General features: G+C 73.2%; 17 protein-coding genes and 1 tRNA gene. 6 read left to right on the top strand and 12 right to left on the bottom strand.

From position 1 onward, the window contains the following. Positions 1-51: 51 nt before the first annotated feature. The 4 genes from RMN57_RS19245 to RMN57_RS19230 all read right to left on the bottom strand — a co-directional run bounded on the left by RMN57_RS19245 (position 52) and on the right by RMN57_RS19230 (position 1,818). Positions 52-141 (bottom strand) — tRNA-Ser (locus RMN57_RS19245). A gap of 101 nt (positions 142-242) precedes the next feature. Further along, positions 243-758, bottom strand: coding sequence for a tRNA adenosine(34) deaminase TadA (tadA, locus tag RMN57_RS19240; RefSeq protein WP_313764587.1), 516 nt, complete (start codon positions 756-758; stop codon positions 243-245). Positions 759-797: 39 nt separating this feature from the next. Continuing rightward, positions 798-1,349, bottom strand: coding sequence for a hypothetical protein (locus tag RMN57_RS19235; protein WP_313764586.1), 552 nt, complete (start codon positions 1,347-1,349; stop codon positions 798-800). 232 nt (positions 1,350-1,581) lie between these two features. Beyond that, complete coding sequence (locus tag RMN57_RS19230) at positions 1,582-1,818, bottom strand: hypothetical protein (RefSeq protein ID WP_313764585.1); 237 nt, start codon at positions 1,816-1,818, stop codon at positions 1,582-1,584. A gap of 205 nt (positions 1,819-2,023) precedes the next feature. Here RMN57_RS19230 and upp point away from each other — a divergent pair, with 205 nt between their 5' ends. Next, a complete protein-coding gene (upp, locus tag RMN57_RS19225; RefSeq protein ID WP_238860165.1) occupies positions 2,024-2,659 on the top strand; it encodes a uracil phosphoribosyltransferase in 636 nt (211 codons plus the stop codon). 68 nt (positions 2,660-2,727) lie between these two features. On the opposite strand, the gene RMN57_RS19220 is transcribed toward upp, so the two are convergent. Together RMN57_RS19220 and RMN57_RS19215 are read right to left on the bottom strand one after the other, a co-directional pair. Continuing rightward, positions 2,728-3,390, bottom strand: coding sequence for a LytR C-terminal domain-containing protein (locus RMN57_RS19220; protein WP_313767882.1), 663 nt, complete (start codon positions 3,388-3,390; stop codon positions 2,728-2,730). 235 nt (positions 3,391-3,625) lie between these two features. Then, positions 3,626-3,922 (bottom strand): type II toxin-antitoxin system VapB family antitoxin, encoded by a 297-nt coding sequence (locus tag RMN57_RS19215; RefSeq protein ID WP_030061387.1) that lies wholly within the window; start codon positions 3,920-3,922, stop codon positions 3,626-3,628. Positions 3,923-4,070: 148 nt separating this feature from the next. On the opposite strand from RMN57_RS19215, the gene RMN57_RS19210 reads away from it, so the two are divergent. Further along, positions 4,071-5,711: a helicase HerA-like domain-containing protein gene (locus tag RMN57_RS19210; protein WP_313764584.1), complete on the top strand. Its 1,641-nt coding sequence runs from the start codon at positions 4,071-4,073 to the stop codon at positions 5,709-5,711. Between the two features lie 13 nt (positions 5,712-5,724). Here RMN57_RS19210 and RMN57_RS19205 read toward each other — a convergent pair whose 3' ends face one another. The 3 genes from RMN57_RS19205 to RMN57_RS19195 all read right to left on the bottom strand — a co-directional run bounded on the left by RMN57_RS19205 (position 5,725) and on the right by RMN57_RS19195 (position 8,981). Then, positions 5,725-6,741 carry a hypothetical protein gene (locus tag RMN57_RS19205; protein WP_313764583.1) on the bottom strand — a complete coding sequence of 339 codons (1,017 nt, stop codon included), beginning with the start codon at positions 6,739-6,741 and terminating at the stop codon, positions 5,725-5,727. Positions 6,742-6,948: 207 nt separating this feature from the next. Further along, complete coding sequence (locus RMN57_RS19200; RefSeq protein ID WP_313764582.1) at positions 6,949-8,115, bottom strand: hypothetical protein; 1,167 nt, start codon at positions 8,113-8,115, stop codon at positions 6,949-6,951. Positions 8,116-8,222: 107 nt separating this feature from the next. After that, positions 8,223-8,981: a rhomboid family intramembrane serine protease gene (locus RMN57_RS19195; protein WP_313764581.1), complete on the bottom strand. Its 759-nt coding sequence runs from the start codon at positions 8,979-8,981 to the stop codon at positions 8,223-8,225. Between the two features lie 104 nt (positions 8,982-9,085). Here RMN57_RS19195 and RMN57_RS19190 point away from each other — a divergent pair, with 104 nt between their 5' ends. Beyond that, entirely contained in the window at positions 9,086-9,604 is a 519-nt protein-coding gene (locus RMN57_RS19190; RefSeq protein WP_313764580.1) for a YbhB/YbcL family Raf kinase inhibitor-like protein, read from the top strand. 32 nt (positions 9,605-9,636) lie between these two features. Here RMN57_RS19190 and RMN57_RS19185 read toward each other — a convergent pair whose 3' ends face one another. Beyond that, the gene (locus RMN57_RS19185; RefSeq protein WP_313764579.1) at positions 9,637-10,620 is read right to left on the bottom strand and encodes a YafY family protein; all 984 of its coding nucleotides are present in this window, start codon (positions 10,618-10,620) and stop codon (positions 9,637-9,639) included. A gap of 93 nt (positions 10,621-10,713) precedes the next feature. On the opposite strand from RMN57_RS19185, the gene RMN57_RS19180 reads away from it, so the two are divergent. Together RMN57_RS19180 and RMN57_RS19175 are read left to right on the top strand one after the other, a co-directional pair. Then, entirely contained in the window at positions 10,714-12,222 is a 1,509-nt protein-coding gene (locus tag RMN57_RS19180; RefSeq protein ID WP_313767881.1) for an MFS transporter, read from the top strand. Positions 12,223-12,290: 68 nt separating this feature from the next. After that, on the top strand, positions 12,291-12,503 hold the full coding sequence (locus RMN57_RS19175) for a KTSC domain-containing protein (protein WP_313764578.1): 213 nt from the start codon (positions 12,291-12,293) through the stop codon (positions 12,501-12,503). A 35-nt stretch (positions 12,504-12,538) separates the two neighbouring features. Here RMN57_RS19175 and RMN57_RS19170 read toward each other — a convergent pair whose 3' ends face one another. Beyond that, a complete protein-coding gene (locus RMN57_RS19170; protein ID WP_313764577.1) occupies positions 12,539-13,147 on the bottom strand; it encodes a helix-turn-helix domain-containing protein in 609 nt (202 codons plus the stop codon). Positions 13,148-13,231: 84 nt separating this feature from the next. Between RMN57_RS19170 and RMN57_RS19165 the strand changes: the two genes are divergently transcribed. Then, entirely contained in the window at positions 13,232-13,627 is a 396-nt protein-coding gene (locus RMN57_RS19165; protein ID WP_313764576.1) for a DUF4345 domain-containing protein, read from the top strand. Between the two features lie 85 nt (positions 13,628-13,712). Here the strand turns inward: RMN57_RS19165 and RMN57_RS19160 are convergent, their stop codons facing one another. After that, a complete protein-coding gene (locus tag RMN57_RS19160; RefSeq protein ID WP_313764575.1) occupies positions 13,713-14,303 on the bottom strand; it encodes an HhH-GPD-type base excision DNA repair protein in 591 nt (196 codons plus the stop codon). Between the last annotated feature and the right edge of the window lie 196 nt (positions 14,304-14,499).

Raw genomic sequence — 14,499 nt, 5'->3', positions numbered from 1 at the left:
GGTGCGCGGAAACGACGAAGGCCCGTCCGTCCGGACGGGCCTTCGTGTTGCTGGCGGTAGCGGTGGGATTCGAACCCACGGTGGAGTTGCCCCCACACACGCTTTCGAGGCGTGCTCCTTTGGCCGCTCGGACACGCTACCGAGGGGAACTCTACCGGACGGCGCCCGCCGGAACGAAATCCGTATCCGTGCGGGCGTGCGGCGGGCGTGCGGCGGGGTTGTGGCGAGGCGTGCGGCGGGGCTCAGCGGTGGGTGTCGAAGAAGTCGCGGAGCTGCTCGCCGCACTCGTCGGCGAGGACGCCCCAGACCACCTCGGGGCGGTGGTTGAGGCGCCGGTCGCGCATCACGTCGAAGAGGGAGCCGGCCGCGCCGGCCTTCTCGTCCAGGGCGCCGTAGACCACGCGGTCGATCCGGGACAGCACGATGGCGCCCGCGCACATCGTGCAGGGCTCCAGGGTGACCACCAGCGTGCACCCGCCGAGTCGCCACGCCCCGGTCTTCTCCGCGGCCTGCCGGATCGCCACCACCTCGGCGTGCGCGGTCGGGTCGCCGACCGCCTCGCGCTCGTTGTGGCCGCGTCCGATCACCTCGCCGTCCGGGGCCAGGACGAGCGCCCCGACCGGGACGTCCCCGGTGGCCGGCGCCAGCGCGGCCTCGGCCATGGCGAGGCGCATCGGCGCCGCCCAGCGGTCGCGGACCGGGTCGGGGCGGACGGGAGCGGGGAGCGGGGCGGCCTGGGGGGCGGACACGGACTGCATGGCATCCAGTGTCCGGCATCCGTCGAGCGGCACCGGCCGCTACCGGACGGCCTCCAGGACCTCGCCGCAGCCGAGGGCCTCGGCGATCTCCTCCAGCGCGTCGCCGGGCACCGCGCCCTCGCCGCTGAGCCCGAGCAGCTCCTCGGAGGCCAGCCCGAACTCGGTGAGCAGGTGGGAGTCGCCGAGCGGGCCGACCGGGACGCCGTCGTGGCCGACCGCGTCGTCGTCCTCGTCCGCCTGCTCCTGGGCCGCCTCCTCGTCCTCCAGTTCGGCCACCAGGTTGTCGAGGTCGCCGAACTCGCTCTCGCCGGCCTGGTCGACCAGCTCGTCGGTGAGGACGGAGCCGTAGGAGCTGCGCGCGGCGGCGGCGCCGTCCGACACGAAGATCCGCGGGTCGTCCTCGCCGTCGACCCGGACGATGGCGAACCAGGCGTCCTCCTGTTCGATGAAGACCAGGACGCTGTCGTCGTCCTGCGCGGCCTCGCGGGCCAGGTCGGCCAGGTCGGCCAGCGTTTCGACGTTGTCGAGCTCCGTCTCGCTCACATCCCACCCGTCCTCGGTGCGAGCAAGCACTGCAGCGAAGTACGCCACCAGGGACACTCCCAAGATCTCGTCTCGGCTGTCGGCGCGCTCGGGCAACGCGGAACCTGGCCGCCCCCGCGCCAGAGGCGGTCCGCTGTTCGGACCGTCCCATCGGAATCGTGACAGAAAGCCCGCCCTTGCGGGGGGTGTTCGGCAGCGCGTCTTTGCAGGTCGTGTCGGAAGCCTTGGCCGGGAGCCGGTGAACCGCAGCCCCGGCCGCGCCGGACCGGTCGGATCGGTGTCAGATCCGGAAGGTTCGCATCCGCATCGCCTCGCGCATCCGGCGCTCCTTGGTCCGGCGGGGCTGGACCCGCTCCCTCAGTTCGCGCGCCTCGGCGAGCTCGCGCAGGAAGACGGCCCGCCGCTTGCGGCGCTCCGCCTCCGTCTCCGGGCGGTCCGGGGGCTGGCCCGAGCGCCCGCCCGACGGGCCCGGGAGGCCGTCCGCCGAGCCGTCCCCGGTCCTCGGGTTGCTCGTCATAGGACGTGACTTTCCCAGATCCGCCCGGTTGATACCACAGGAAGCCGTTCCGTCCGGACATTCGCGGAGCGTCACGGCGTGTCACGGCGGCGTCACTCCGGCTCCCCGTCGGCGAGCGCTCCGGGGCGGCCGTCCGGGGGCTGTTCTCGGCCGGGCGGGCGACGGCGGGTCGTACGGGCGTCCGGGCGCGGGCTAACCTCGACGCATGCGGATCCACGTCGTCGACCACCCCCTGGTCGCCCACAAGCTCTCCACCCTGCGCGACGAGCGCACCGACTCGCCGACCTTCCGTCGCCTGACCGACGAGCTGGTCACCCTCCTCGCGTACGAGGCGACCCGGGACGTCCGCACCGACGAGGTCGAGATCACCACGCCCGTGGCGGTCACCACCGGTACCCGGCTGAGCTACCCGCGCCCGCTGGTGGTGCCGATCCTCCGGGCGGGCCTCGGCATGCTGGACGGGATGACCCGGCTGCTGCCGACCGCCGAGGTGGGCTTCCTCGGCATGGTGCGCAACGAGGAGACCCTGGAGGCCTCCACCTACGCCACCCGGATGCCGGACGACCTCTCCGGCCGCCAGGTCTACGTGCTCGACCCGATGCTGGCCACCGGCGGCACGCTGGTCGCCGCGATCCGGATGCTGATCGAGCGCGGCGCCACCGACGTCACCGCCGTGGTGCTGCTCGCGGCCCCCGAGGGCGTCGCGGTGATGGAGAAGGAGCTGGCCGGGCTGCCGGTCACCGTCGTCACCGCCGCGGTCGACCAGCGGCTGAACGAGAACGGCTACATCGTCCCCGGCCTCGGCGACGCGGGCGACCGCCTGTACGGCACCGCCGGCTGAGTCCGCCACCTGCGACGCGAAGGAGCCCCCGGCGCCGTGCCGGGGGCTCCTTCGCGTCCGGGAGCGGTTCAGCAGCTGCCGGTGGTGCTGGGGGTCGGGGACGGCTTGGTGGCCAGGGCCAGGGCGGCCGCGGCCTGCGTCTCGTCCAGCAGGGCGTTGTAGCTGTCGCCGACGACGACGTCCACGGTGTTGTCGGTGCGGGCGTCCGTGGTGACGGTGGCCCCGGCGATCTGCGAGCTGATCAGGGTGGCGGCTCCGGCGCCGGCCGGACCGGCGATCACGACGGCGGTGCCGGGCACCTTCTTGTCCAGCTCGGCCGGGGCGTTGCCCTTCTTGTCGACGGTGAAGCCGCGCTTGGTGAACTCCTCGGCCGTCCGCCCGGCCAGGCCGGACTTGGTGGTGGCGTTGAAGACGTTCAGCTTGAAGGCGGTCGGCTGCGGGATGGCCTTCGGGTCGCCGGCGGGGGCGCCGGGCGACGCGTCCGGGGTGGGGGTGGGCGCGGCCAGCGGCTTGCCGGAGGGCGTCGCGCAGGCCTGGGCGGAGGAGTTCCTGCCCTTGCCGGTGAAGATGTCGTAGAGCTGCACGCCGCCGAGGGCGATCAGCGCCAGTGCGAGCACCGAGCCGATCAGGGCGAACACCTTGCGGCTCTTCTTCGGCGGCCGGCCCAGCCGTGGATAGCTGTTGCCGGTGATGCGGTACTGCTTCCCCTTCAGGCCTTGGGGAGTCAACATGCTCACGGTTTGTCTCCCCCTCGTGCCAGGGCGGGGATCGGGTGACGGGTCGGCCGGTGCCGGCGTTCGCCGTGGTCGCGGCCGTAGTCAGCAGACTAGTGCGGTACGGCAGCGAAGGTACTAAATGATCATCATCTGGAGTACGCCGGTACCCGAAAGGAGGTATCCGGGTACGAACGGACCGCCCCCCGGCGGGTGGCCGGAAGGCGGTGCGGCGGTACGCGGGAGGGGCCCGTCACTCCATTTCGAGGACGCGGGCGTGCAGCACCTGGCGCTGCTGGAGCGCGGCGCGGACCGCCCGGTGCAGCCCGTCCTCCAGGTAGAGGTCGCCGTGCCACTTCACGACGTGGGCGAAGAGGTCCCCGTAGAAGGTGGAGTCCTCCGCGAGGAGCGTTTCGAGGTCCAGTTGTCCCTTGGTGGTCACCAGCTGGTCCAGTCGCACCGGGCGCGGGGCGACGTCCGCCCACTGGCGGGTGCTGGTCCGGCCGTGATCCGGGTACGGCCGCCCATTGCCGATGCGTTTGAAGATCACACGGAAAGCCTACCGTTTGGGCGGCGGATGGCGCAGCAGCCGCGGCGCCGCCACGCCCTCGGGTGCGAGCTGCGGGCGGCCGATTGCGGCTGTTTCATGGGAAATGTCGCGATCGTCGTTCCTCAGCTCTGCCTCTGGAGTGTGCCCGATGCCCCCCGCCGAGCCGCCGTCCCCCGCTCCCGGCCCTGCCGTCGCTCCTCCGCAGGTGCGGGAGATCGCCGACGGCTACGCCTTCACCGGCCCCGCACTCGACCTCGGCGCCGTGCTGCTGGACGGCACCGCCTACCCGGACGCCCCGGTGCGCGTCCCGCTCGGGGTGCTCAACCGGCACGGGCTGGTGGCCGGCGCCACCGGCACCGGCAAGACCAAGACCCTGCAGCTGATCGCCGAGCAGCTCTCCGCCCAGGGCGTCCCGGTGTTCCTGGCGGACGTCAAGGGTGACGTCTCCGGCGTCTCGGCGCCGGGCGCGCCGAGCGGGCGGACCGCCGCCCGCGCGGCCGAGGTCGGCCAGAGCTGGGCGCCGCAGGGCTGTCCGAGCGAGTTCTTCGCGCTCGGCGGCCAGGGCGAGGGCATCCCGGTCCGGGCCACCGTGACCAGCTTCGGCCCGCTGCTGCTGGCCAAGGTGCTGGACCTGAACGAGACCCAGGAGTCCTCGCTCGGCCTGGTCTTCCACTACGCCGACCGCAACGGGCTGGAGCTTTACGACCTCAAGGACCTCACCGCCGTCATCGCCTTCCTCGCCTCGCCCGAGGGGAAGGAGGAACTGAAGGGCATCGGCGGGCTCTCCGCGGCGACCGCCGGGGTGATCCTCCGCTCGCTCACCACGCTGGAGAACGAGGGCGCCGGCGCGTTCTTCGGCGAGCCGGAGTTCGACACCACCGAGCTGCTGCGGACCGCGCCGGACGGCCGGGGCGTGGTCTCGGTGCTGGAGCTGCCCGCCGTGCAGGACCGGCCGCGGCTCTTCTCGACCTTCCTGATGTGGCTGCTGGCCGACCTCTACCAGGAGCTCCCCGAGGTGGGGGACCTCGACCGGCCCAAGCTGGTCTTCTTCCTCGACGAGGCGCACCTGCTCTTCAAGGGGGCGTCCAAGGCCTTCCTGGAGGCGATCACCCAGACCGTCCGGCTGATCCGGTCCAAGGGCGTGGGCATCTTCCTCGTCACCCAGACGCCGAAGGACGTCCCCGCCGATGTGCTCGCCCAGCTGGGCAACCGGGTCCAGCACGCGCTGCGCGCCTTCACCCCGGACGACGCCAAGGCGCTGAAGGCGACCGTGTCGACCTTCCCCCGGTCGCCCGCGTACGACCTGGGGGAGGTGCTGACCACGCTCGGCACCGGCGAGGCGGTGGTGACCGTGCTCTCCGAGAAGGGTGCGCCGACGCCGGTGGCGGCGACCAGGCTGCGGGCGCCGCAGTCGCTGATGGGGCCGATCGAGCCGGCCGCGCTGCGGGCCGCGGTGGACGCCTCCGCCCTGACGTCCCGGTACCGGGACGCGATCGACCGGGAGTCGGCGTACGAGAAGCTGGCCGCCCGGGCGGCGCGGCCCGCCGCCGCGGGGGTGCCGCAGGTGCCGGCGGCCCCGGAGGCGGAGGACGAGCCGCGCCGGGAGGCGGGCCGGGAGTCGGACCGGGAGTCGGACCGGGAGGCGGGTCGTGGCGGGAAGGAGGACGGCGGGCTGCTCGGCTCGCTGCTGAGCAGCCCGGCGCTCAAGTCCTTCGCGCGGTCCGCCGGGACCCAGCTCGGGCGGGAGATCTCCCGGAGCCTGTTCGGCACGTCCCGGCGGCGGAGGTGACGGGCGGGTCGGATCAGAGGTTGTCCTTGAGCCAGACCCGGCCGGCCGCGATCGGACGGTCCTTCGCCGCGTGCGCGGTCCTGGAGGTGACGCTCCAGCGGTAGCCGGCGAACAGCTTGGTGGCGGCGTCCGCGTAGAAGACCATGTGGCCGTAGCCGACGCCGTTGTGCTTGACGAAGGTGGACTGGCCGGTGGTCGCGAGGACCTCCTCGAAGCGGGTGTCCGGGAAGGCCCGGTAGAGCTCGGTGGCGGCGCCGCCGAGGTTCGGGCCGCCGTGCGGGCCGCTGGTGCAGTCGATGATCTCGAAGACGTGGGGGACGACGTCGGGGCCGACGAGCCTGTCGACGTCGGGGTCCGCCCAGACGCCCTTGCGCTCGCGGATCATGACGATGTGCCCGGTGTAGAGCGCGTCGCTGTCGTCGTCGTACTCGAAGGCGACGAGGTCGCCTGGGCGCAGGTTGACCGGCTTGGTGACCGGCTCGAAGTGCGGCAGCGGGTCGGCCCCGGAGACGTCCTTCCGGGCGAAGGCCGTCCGGTACTCCTGGGCGTTCGGGAAGTCCTTGGTGTCGGCCTTGTCGAAGTAGAAGTTGTCCCGGAAGTACTGCTCGTTCGCCCAGCCGTAGCTGTAGGCGGACCAGGGCAGGGCGGCGGCCGGCCTGGTGGGCGCGGTGCCGTAGGCGCGCTCCAGCACCAGGCTGAGGAAGGACGAGCACTGCGAGAGGTTGTAGAAGTCCTCGGGGTGGCCCGGGGCGCCCCACTGGACACGGCTGTTGAGGGACTCCAGCGGGGTGTTCTTCGCCTTGTAGCGGTTGGCCTCGAACTCCCAGGGCAGCAGGCGCAGGTTGTCGACCAGCGCCTCGGCCTCGATCTGGTGCGGGAGCTTGAGCGCGTGGGGGGCGGCCGCCGGGACGGCGGTGGCGGCGGCGGCCCGGGTGGTGCCGGCCGCGGTGGCCAGGGCGGCGGCTCCGGCGGTGCCCGCGGCTCCGGCGAGCAGCCCGCGGCGGCTGATGCGGGCGGGTGTGGTCTCCATGGTTGCTCCCCCTCGGCGGATGATCACGTCGAGGGGGAGCCTAGGGTCCAGATGTTGGCATGGACAGGGACAATCGCGCAGGTGAGCGACGGTTTTCGGCCAACCGGTGGGCGTTCGTTGGCCGGTTCCTGACTGGCCGGTACCTGCCTCGGTCTGCCGGTTGCCCGTGGCGGCCGCCCGCCTCAGCCGGCGAGGGGGCCACCGGCCTCAGCCGGCGAGGGCGGCGCCGATCCGGTCGAGCGAGGAGAGCCGCATCAGGCCGTAGTGGTAGAACTCCACCTCCGGCACGCCCAGCTCGCGAAGCACGGCGATCTTGGCGGCGAGGTCGGCCGGGCCGTCGCAGTCCATGGCCATCGGCCGCAGGATCACCGCCATCTCCTGCGGGCGGACGCCGTGCAGGGCGAAGGCGGCGACCTTCTCGCGGACCGCCTCCGGGGTCTTCGCGTAGCCGAGCGTCTCGATCTGGTCGGCGGCCGCGGCGAGTGCGGGCAGGTCGATGCCGGCGAGCCACCCCCGGCCCGGGCCGGCGCCGTCCATGAAGCTCAGCCGCATGCCGTGCCGGCGGGCCTGCTCGGTCAGCTCGGCGGCGAGCGAGGACACCGTGGCGGCGGAGGCGTCGACGTACGCGGCGAAGGCGCCGCCCGCCAGTTCGTCCAGGGCGGCGGGTGCGCCGGCGGCCGCGTCGTCCGCCAGCCTGCGGCGCAGCTCGGTCCGGACCGCCGCCGCCACCTCCTCGGCGGGTACGCCGGCCCGGTCGGCGGCGGCGCGGCAGTGCGTGCAGAAGCAGACTCCGAGCAGGGCCTCGGCGACCGGGCCCAGCTCCTCGAAGTAGCGCTCGTGGTGGTAGCCGTGGCGCAGGCCGTGGAAGTGCAGCGATTCGGCCCGGATCGCGTCCACCCCGTACCGGGCCAGCTCGGCGACCAGGGTCGCGGCGTACGCGCGGACCTCCGGGTGGGCCGGGCAGAGGTCGGTGAGCCGGCGGTCGCCGAAGGCGTTGGCGGGGGCGCAGTCGGGGTGCTCGAAGCCGAGCCGGTCGTTGTGGCAGAAGACCGTCCAGGCGTGCAGCTTCAGTCCGCGCCGGCGGGCCTCGGCGGCGGCCTCGGCGAAGGGGTCGCGGTCGCCGATCGCGGTGGACGGGGTCGGCCGGAGCCGGCGGCCGGTCCAGTGGGCCGGGTCGGGGCGGAAGTAGGCGGCGCCGGGCTCCAGGTAGCGGACCACCCGGTGCGGGTTGTGCGGGAAGACGTCCCGGGCCGCGTGGTAGACCGAGGCGAGGGTGACGCCGCCGACGCCCGCCCGGTCGGTGAGGTTGCCGAAGAAGGCGTCGGCCCCCTCGTCGAGCAGATCGGTGGCGAAGGCGAGGACGGACGACTCCACGGTGCGGCTCCGGAGCAGGGGGCGGGTGCCCCTTCACGCTAGCCCGAGGGGTGGGATTGGTCTATACCTAGCCCGTGGGGCGCGCCGCTGTGGCGGGGTGCTGCGGCTCAGAGGCCCAGGTCGTCCAGCTCCTTGAGCAACTCGGCCCGGGAGCCGGTGGCGCTGCTCGGGCCGGTGGCGGTGCGGGCGGTGGTGGTCGCGGCCGCCGCGGGCTTCGGGGCGGCCGCCCTCGGCGCCCGCGTCCGGTCGCGGAAGATCCAGGCGCCGGCCAGTCCGCCGACCAGTCCGCCGAGGTGGGCGGCCCAGCTGATGCCCGGGGCGACGCCCGGCAGGGCCCCGGTGACCATGTAGGCGTAGGAGGCGCCCAGCACGACGCCGATCAGGGTGTCGATCAGGTTGCGGTCGAAGACCCCGCGGAGGACCACGTAACCGAAGTAGCCGAACACCAGACCGCTGGCTCCGACACCGACGGAGTTCGGCTTGTCGAAGACCCAGGCCGTCAGCTCGCTGGTCACCGCGAGCAGCGCGGTCAGGCCCAGGAACTTCTTCACCCCGCGGTAGGCGGCGAGGAAGCCGAAGACGAACAGCGGGCCGGAATTGGCCTCCAGGTGCGCCCAGTTCCAGTGCAGCAGCGGCGAGGTGACGATGTTCGGCAGGCTGTCGAGCTCCTGCGCCCGGACTCCGTACGCCCGGCTGAGTCCGTAGTCGTCGAGCCAGTTCACCAGCTGCAGCAGCCAGACGACGGCCAGGACGCCGACCATGGTGAACAGCGCCCGCCGCGCATCGGCGATCATCCGGGACGGGTCGAGGGCGGACGCGGAACCGTCGGGGGTGGACGCGGAAGCGCTGCGGTCGTTCAGGGCCATGACGGTGACTCTAGGGCCGCGTCGATCGGGTGTGTAGCCCTAGAGTGAAGGGCGTCATTCAGCCAGGAGCCGGGTCGACCCGGCTCGTCGAGAGGTGACCACCCATGAGTCTTCGTCCGCCGCTGCCGTACGAGTTCCTGCCGCAGGTGCCGACCTTCGAGCTGACCAGCGAGGACATCGCCGAAGGCGGCAAGCTGGCCGAGGAGTTCATCCACGCCGGTGGCAACCTCTCGCCGCAGCTGGCCTGGTCCGGTCTGCCCGGGGGTACCCGGTCCATCGCCGTCACCTGCTACGACCCGGACGCCCCGACCGGCTCCGGCTGGTGGCACTGGCTCGCCCTCAACCTGCCGGCCGACACCGCCGGGCTGGCGCGCGGCGCCGGCTCGTCCGATGCCGACCTGCCGGGCGGGCGCTCGTTCCACGCCCGCAACGACTTCCCCGGCAACAGGTACGACGGCGCCGCGCCGCCGCCCGGTGCCCCGCACCGGTACGCCTTCGCGGTGCACGCGCTGGACGTCGAGGCGCTGGACGTCGCCGCCGACACGCCGCCGGCGCAGGTCGGATTCCACATCACCTTCCACACGCTGGCCCGCGCGGTGCTGACCGCCGAGTTCGGGGTCTGACGGACCGTCCGCGGGAGCCGGGGCGGCACGGGTCAGTCCGTGCGGCCCCGGCTCCCGCTGTTCGCGGCCCGGTCGGCCCGGCCGGCGAGGTCGCGCAGGTGGGCGTGCAGCTCCGTCGGCCGGTGCACCTCGAACTCGCAGCCGACCATCAGCAGGCGCATCGCCAGCCACTCCAGCGAGTCGCCCCTGGAGCGGAGGCGGCAGGTGTGCTCGTCGACCGGCTCGACCGCGGAGTCGCCGTAGCCGCCGATCCGGCGCTCGACCTCGGCCGCGGGGGCGCGCAGGGTGGCCTCCAGGGTGTACGTCGGGGAGTGCCGGCGGAGCTTGCTCGCCACGAACGCGGCCGCGTCCTCGGCGGGGAGCGGCCGCGGGGTGAACCGGGCGCCGGTGGGGAAGGGCTCGCTGAGCCGGTCGACCCGGAACAGCCGCCAGTCGTCGCGGTGCAGGTCGTACCCGACGAGGTACCACCGGCGGCCCGCCGAGACCAGCCGGTTCGGCTCGACCTGGCGCCTGGTCTCGGCGCCGTCGCCGGCCCGGTAGGCGAAGCGCAGGCGTTCGCGGTTGGTGACGGCGTTGGCGAGCACGGTGAGGTCCTCCGGGTCGACGGTCGGGCCGTCGCCGGTGAGCAGGGGGACGGTGGCCGTGTTGAGCGCGCCGACCCGGTGGCGCAGCCGGCTCGGCAGCACCTGGAGCAGCTTGCCGAGCGCGCGCACCGAGGCCTCCTCGATGCCCACCACGGCGTGCCCGGCGGCCGCCCGGAGGCCGACGGCGATGGCCACCGCCTCCTCGTCGTCGAGCAGCAGCGGCGGCATGGCCGTCCCGGCCACCAGCCGGTAGCCGCCGACGGCGCCCATCGTCGCCTCGACCGGGTAGCCGAGCGCGCGCAGCCGGTCGATGTCGCGGCGGATCGTCCGCGGGCTGACGTCGAGGCGCTCGGCCAGTTCACTGCCGGGCCACTCGCGCGGCGTCTGGAGCAGGGACAGCAGGCTCAGCAGTCGTGCCGGAGTGTCGGTCATGGTGCCCAGCATGCCGGACAAGGCGGACAGGATCTGACCTACATGCCCCCTACCGTCGCAGACGTGCCGAAGAGCGACGAAGAGGAGTACGTGATGACGAGGGACGCCGTGGCCGCGGACCGCCGGAGGTGGATCGCGCTGGCGATCGTGATGACCGCCTCGTTCATGGACCTGGTGGACGTCACCATCGTGAACATCGCGGTGCCGAGCATCCAGGCCGACACCGGGGCCTCGTTCAGCGCCGTCCAGTGGGTGACCGGGGGCTACGCGCTGGCCTTCGCGATCGGGCTGATCACCGGCGGGCGGCTGGGCGACATCCACGGACGGAAGCGGCTGTTCCTGGTCGGCATCGGCGGCTTCACGCTCGCCTCCGCGCTCTGCGGACTGGCGACCGGTGCCGAGATGCTGGTCGCGATGCGGGTGGTGCAGGGTGCCACGGCCGCCCTGATGGTGCCGCAGGTGCTGTCGATCATCCACGCGACCTTCCCCGCGGAGGAGCGCGGCAAGGTGTTCGGCATGTTCGGCGCGGTGGTGGGGCTGGGCGCGGTCTCCGGGCCGATGATCGGCGCGCTGCTGACCGAGTGGGACCTCTTCGGCCTGGGCTGGCGGCCGATCTTCCTGATCAACCTGCCGGTGGGCGTGGCCGGGCTGCTGCTGGGCCGGGCGTTCATCGCCGAGTCGAAGGCCGACCGGGCGCTGAAGCTCGACCTGGTGGGCGTGCTGCTGGCCAGCGTGGGCCTGCTGATGCTGATCTACCCGCTCACCCACGGCCGGGAGGCCGGCTGGCCGCTCTGGGGCCACCTCTCGATGACCGGGAGCCTGCCGGTGTTCGCGCTGTTCGTCGCCTACGAGCGGGTGAAGACCCGGCGGGACGGCTCGCCGCTGGTCGAGCTCTCGCTGTTCCGGGTGCGGAGTTTCGCGGCGGGGATCGGGGTGCAGCTGGCCTTCGGCGTGGTCACCGGGATCTTCTTCCTGGTCTGGACCCTCTACATGCAGCTCGGCCTGGGCTGGAGCCCGCTCAAGGCCGGCACGACCGGTATCCCGTTCTCGCTCGCGGTCTCCACGGCCGCCGGGCTCTCGGTGCAGAAGCTGGTGCCGCGGTTCGGGCGCAAGGTGCTCCAGGCGGGCGCGGCGGTGATGGCGGCCGGCGTGCTGGTCTACATCGCGGAGGCCGAGCGGTACGGGGCGGCGATCGCGCCCTGGCAGATGGCGCTGCCGCTGGTGATCATGGGTCTGGGCATGGGGCTGATCGTCGCGCCGATCACGGACGCGATCCTGGCCGAGGTGCCGCGCGAGCACGCCGGGTCGGCCTCGGGGCTGATCAACACGGTGGGCCAGGTGGGCATGGCGCTGGGGCTGGGCCTGGTGTCGGTGGCGTTCTTCGGGGCGATGCCGGAGACGGTCGCCCCCGCGGCGGCGGGGGAGGCGTTCAGCGCCGCCTTCGTGCACGCGATGTGGTGGGTCGTCGGGGTGCTGGCGGTGGTGTTCCTGCTGATGTGCGCGCTGCCGCGGCGCCGGCCGGCGGCGGTCGCGCCGGAGCCCGTCGGGGCCGTGGAGCACGGGCAGAAGAAGGAGCAGGAGCAGGAGCCCGTGCTGGTCTGACGGTGTGCGGGTGGTGGGCCCCGGTCGCGGTGCGCGGCCGGGGCCTTCGTGCGCACACTGGAAGGGCCATGGACCGCACGCCGGTGGACTCCTCGGCGCTGCGATCGGTCGGGTACGACGCGGCGCGGCGGGTGCTGGAGGTGGAGTTCGTGGGCGGGGGCGTGTACTCCTATGACTCCGTTCCGGGGCGGGTGCACGGGGAGTTGATGGCGGCCGAGAGCCACGGCCGCTACTTCGTCCGGCGGATCAGGGGCAGGTACCCGTACCGGCGGCTCGGCTGAGCTGCCGTCGGTCGGCAAGAGCCGAAACAGAGGGCCTAGCGGGGCCACTCGGGGGCCGGGTCGGTGTCGAGCAGCGGGCGGACGGCGCCCAGGACGGCGCCGATGCAGACGTCGCGCAGCTCGGCGCGGGAGCAGGTCTCCTCGGCGAGCCAGTCCACGCAGAGCACCTGGACGAAGACCAGCCAGCTCCTCAGGACGCCCGAGACCGCCCGGCGGGCGGCCTCGTCGGCCAGCGGGAGGACGCCCAGCAGACGGGCGCGGAGGGCGTCCAGCTCGTTGTTCATGATCGTCTGGATGACCGGGTCCCCGGCGAGCACCCGGTTGGCGGCGAGCACGGCGTGGCGGTTGGCGACGAAGTAGTCGAGGTGGGCGTCCATGCCCTGCGCGAGCTGCTCGACCAGGGTGTGGGCGGGGTCGAGCCGGGTCTCGGCGAGCAGCTCGTCCGCGGCCTGCTGGTAGACCGCCGCGAAGAGGTCGTGCTTGCTCGGGAAGTGCCGGTAGAGCAGGGCGCGCGAGACGCCGGCGCGCTCGGCGACGTCCTCCATCAGCACCTCCTCGTACGGGCGCGCGGCGAACAGCTGCGCGCCGACGGAGAGCAGCTGGGCGCGGCGATCGGCGGGGCTGAGCCGCTGGCGGGGAGGCATGCGGGAAGCCTACTTGACACGTGTCTACCAGAGCGGGCTAGCTTAGTAGACACATGTCAACCAGTGGCGTGAGGGGTGGTCGTCATGGCCAGGGTCAAGGCGCTCCGGGTGCTCGCCCGGACGATGGGCGTCGCGTGCGTGCTGATCGGCCTGTTCCACGTGCTCGGCGGCAATGCGGCGATCCCGGGCGAGGCGGACGCCGGCCCGACGATCGACAGCCTGGGCCGGTTCTTCGGTGCGATCTTCGTCGGGTACGGGCTCGCGTGGGTATGGGTGGCCCGGCAGGCGCCGATCCCGGCGCGGGTGGTGCGGGTGCTGACCGGCGTCTTCCTGCTGGGCGCGGTCGGGCGACTGCTGTCGATCGCGGTGGAGGGCCGGCCGCACGCGTTCCAGCTCGGCCTGATGGTGCTCGAACTCGCCCTGTCCCCGGTCTACTTCTGGCTCGCCGACGCGGACGAGAAGGCGGTGCGGGCCGCGTAGGCCCGGCGTGGGAAGCCCCCTGAATGCCGCAGGGCCCGGGCCCTGCGCTCCCCCGTGGGTGCCGGGCCCGGGCGGCGCGGTGGGCTCAGACCTTGGCCTTGGCCTCCTTGGCGGCGCGCTTCACCTCCTGCTTGTGGGCGCGGACCTTCTCCAGCGACTCCGGTCCGGTGATGTCCGCGACCGAGCGGTAGGCGCCCTCCTCGCCGTACGCGCCGGCCGCCTCGCGCCAGCCCTCGGGCTGCACGCCGTACTGTTTGCCGAGCAGGGCGAGGAAGATCTGCGACTTCTGCTTGCCGAAGCCCGGCAGCGCGTTCAGCCGGCTGAGCAGCTCCTTGCCGGTGGCGACGCCCCGCCAGAGCGCCGCCGCGTCGCCGTCGTACTGGGCCACCAGGAACTGGCAGAGCTGCTGCACCCGCTTGGCCATCGCCGCCGGGTAGCGGTGCACGGCCGGCTTCTCGGAGAGCAGCGCGACGAACTCCTCGGGGTTGTAGACGGCGATCTCGTGCGCGTCCAGGTCGTCCCGGCCGAGCCGCTGGGCGATGGTCAGCGGTCCGCTGAACGCCCACTCCATGGGCACCTGCTGGTCGAGCAGCATCCCGACGAGCGCGGCGAGCGCGCTGCGCCCGAGCAGTTCGTCGGCCTCGGGCTGCTGCGCGAGCCGCACGGTGACGTTCATGGGCAAGCCCTCCTCTGAGCGTGGAGAATCGGGTCGCCGCCCAGTCTGGTGGACGGGCGAGGAGGGGGAGGGGCAACACGCCCACGGGGGCGCTTCTCCTTGGGGTGACTGGTTGGTTCGTCGGCATAGTTGTTGCGTGGCCGTTGTCCGCGCGCCGATCCGGCCCGGCCCGGCCGATGTGGGCGCCCGGTGGCGC

Origin of the sequence: Kitasatospora sp. CM 4170, from assembly GCF_032110285.1 — a bacterium.
In the GTDB taxonomy this organism is placed as follows: domain Bacteria; phylum Actinomycetota; class Actinomycetes; order Streptomycetales; family Streptomycetaceae; genus Kitasatospora; species Kitasatospora aburaviensis.
The sequence above is the reverse complement of the archived record's forward strand: the minus strand, read 5'-3'. Positions and strand labels throughout refer to the sequence as shown.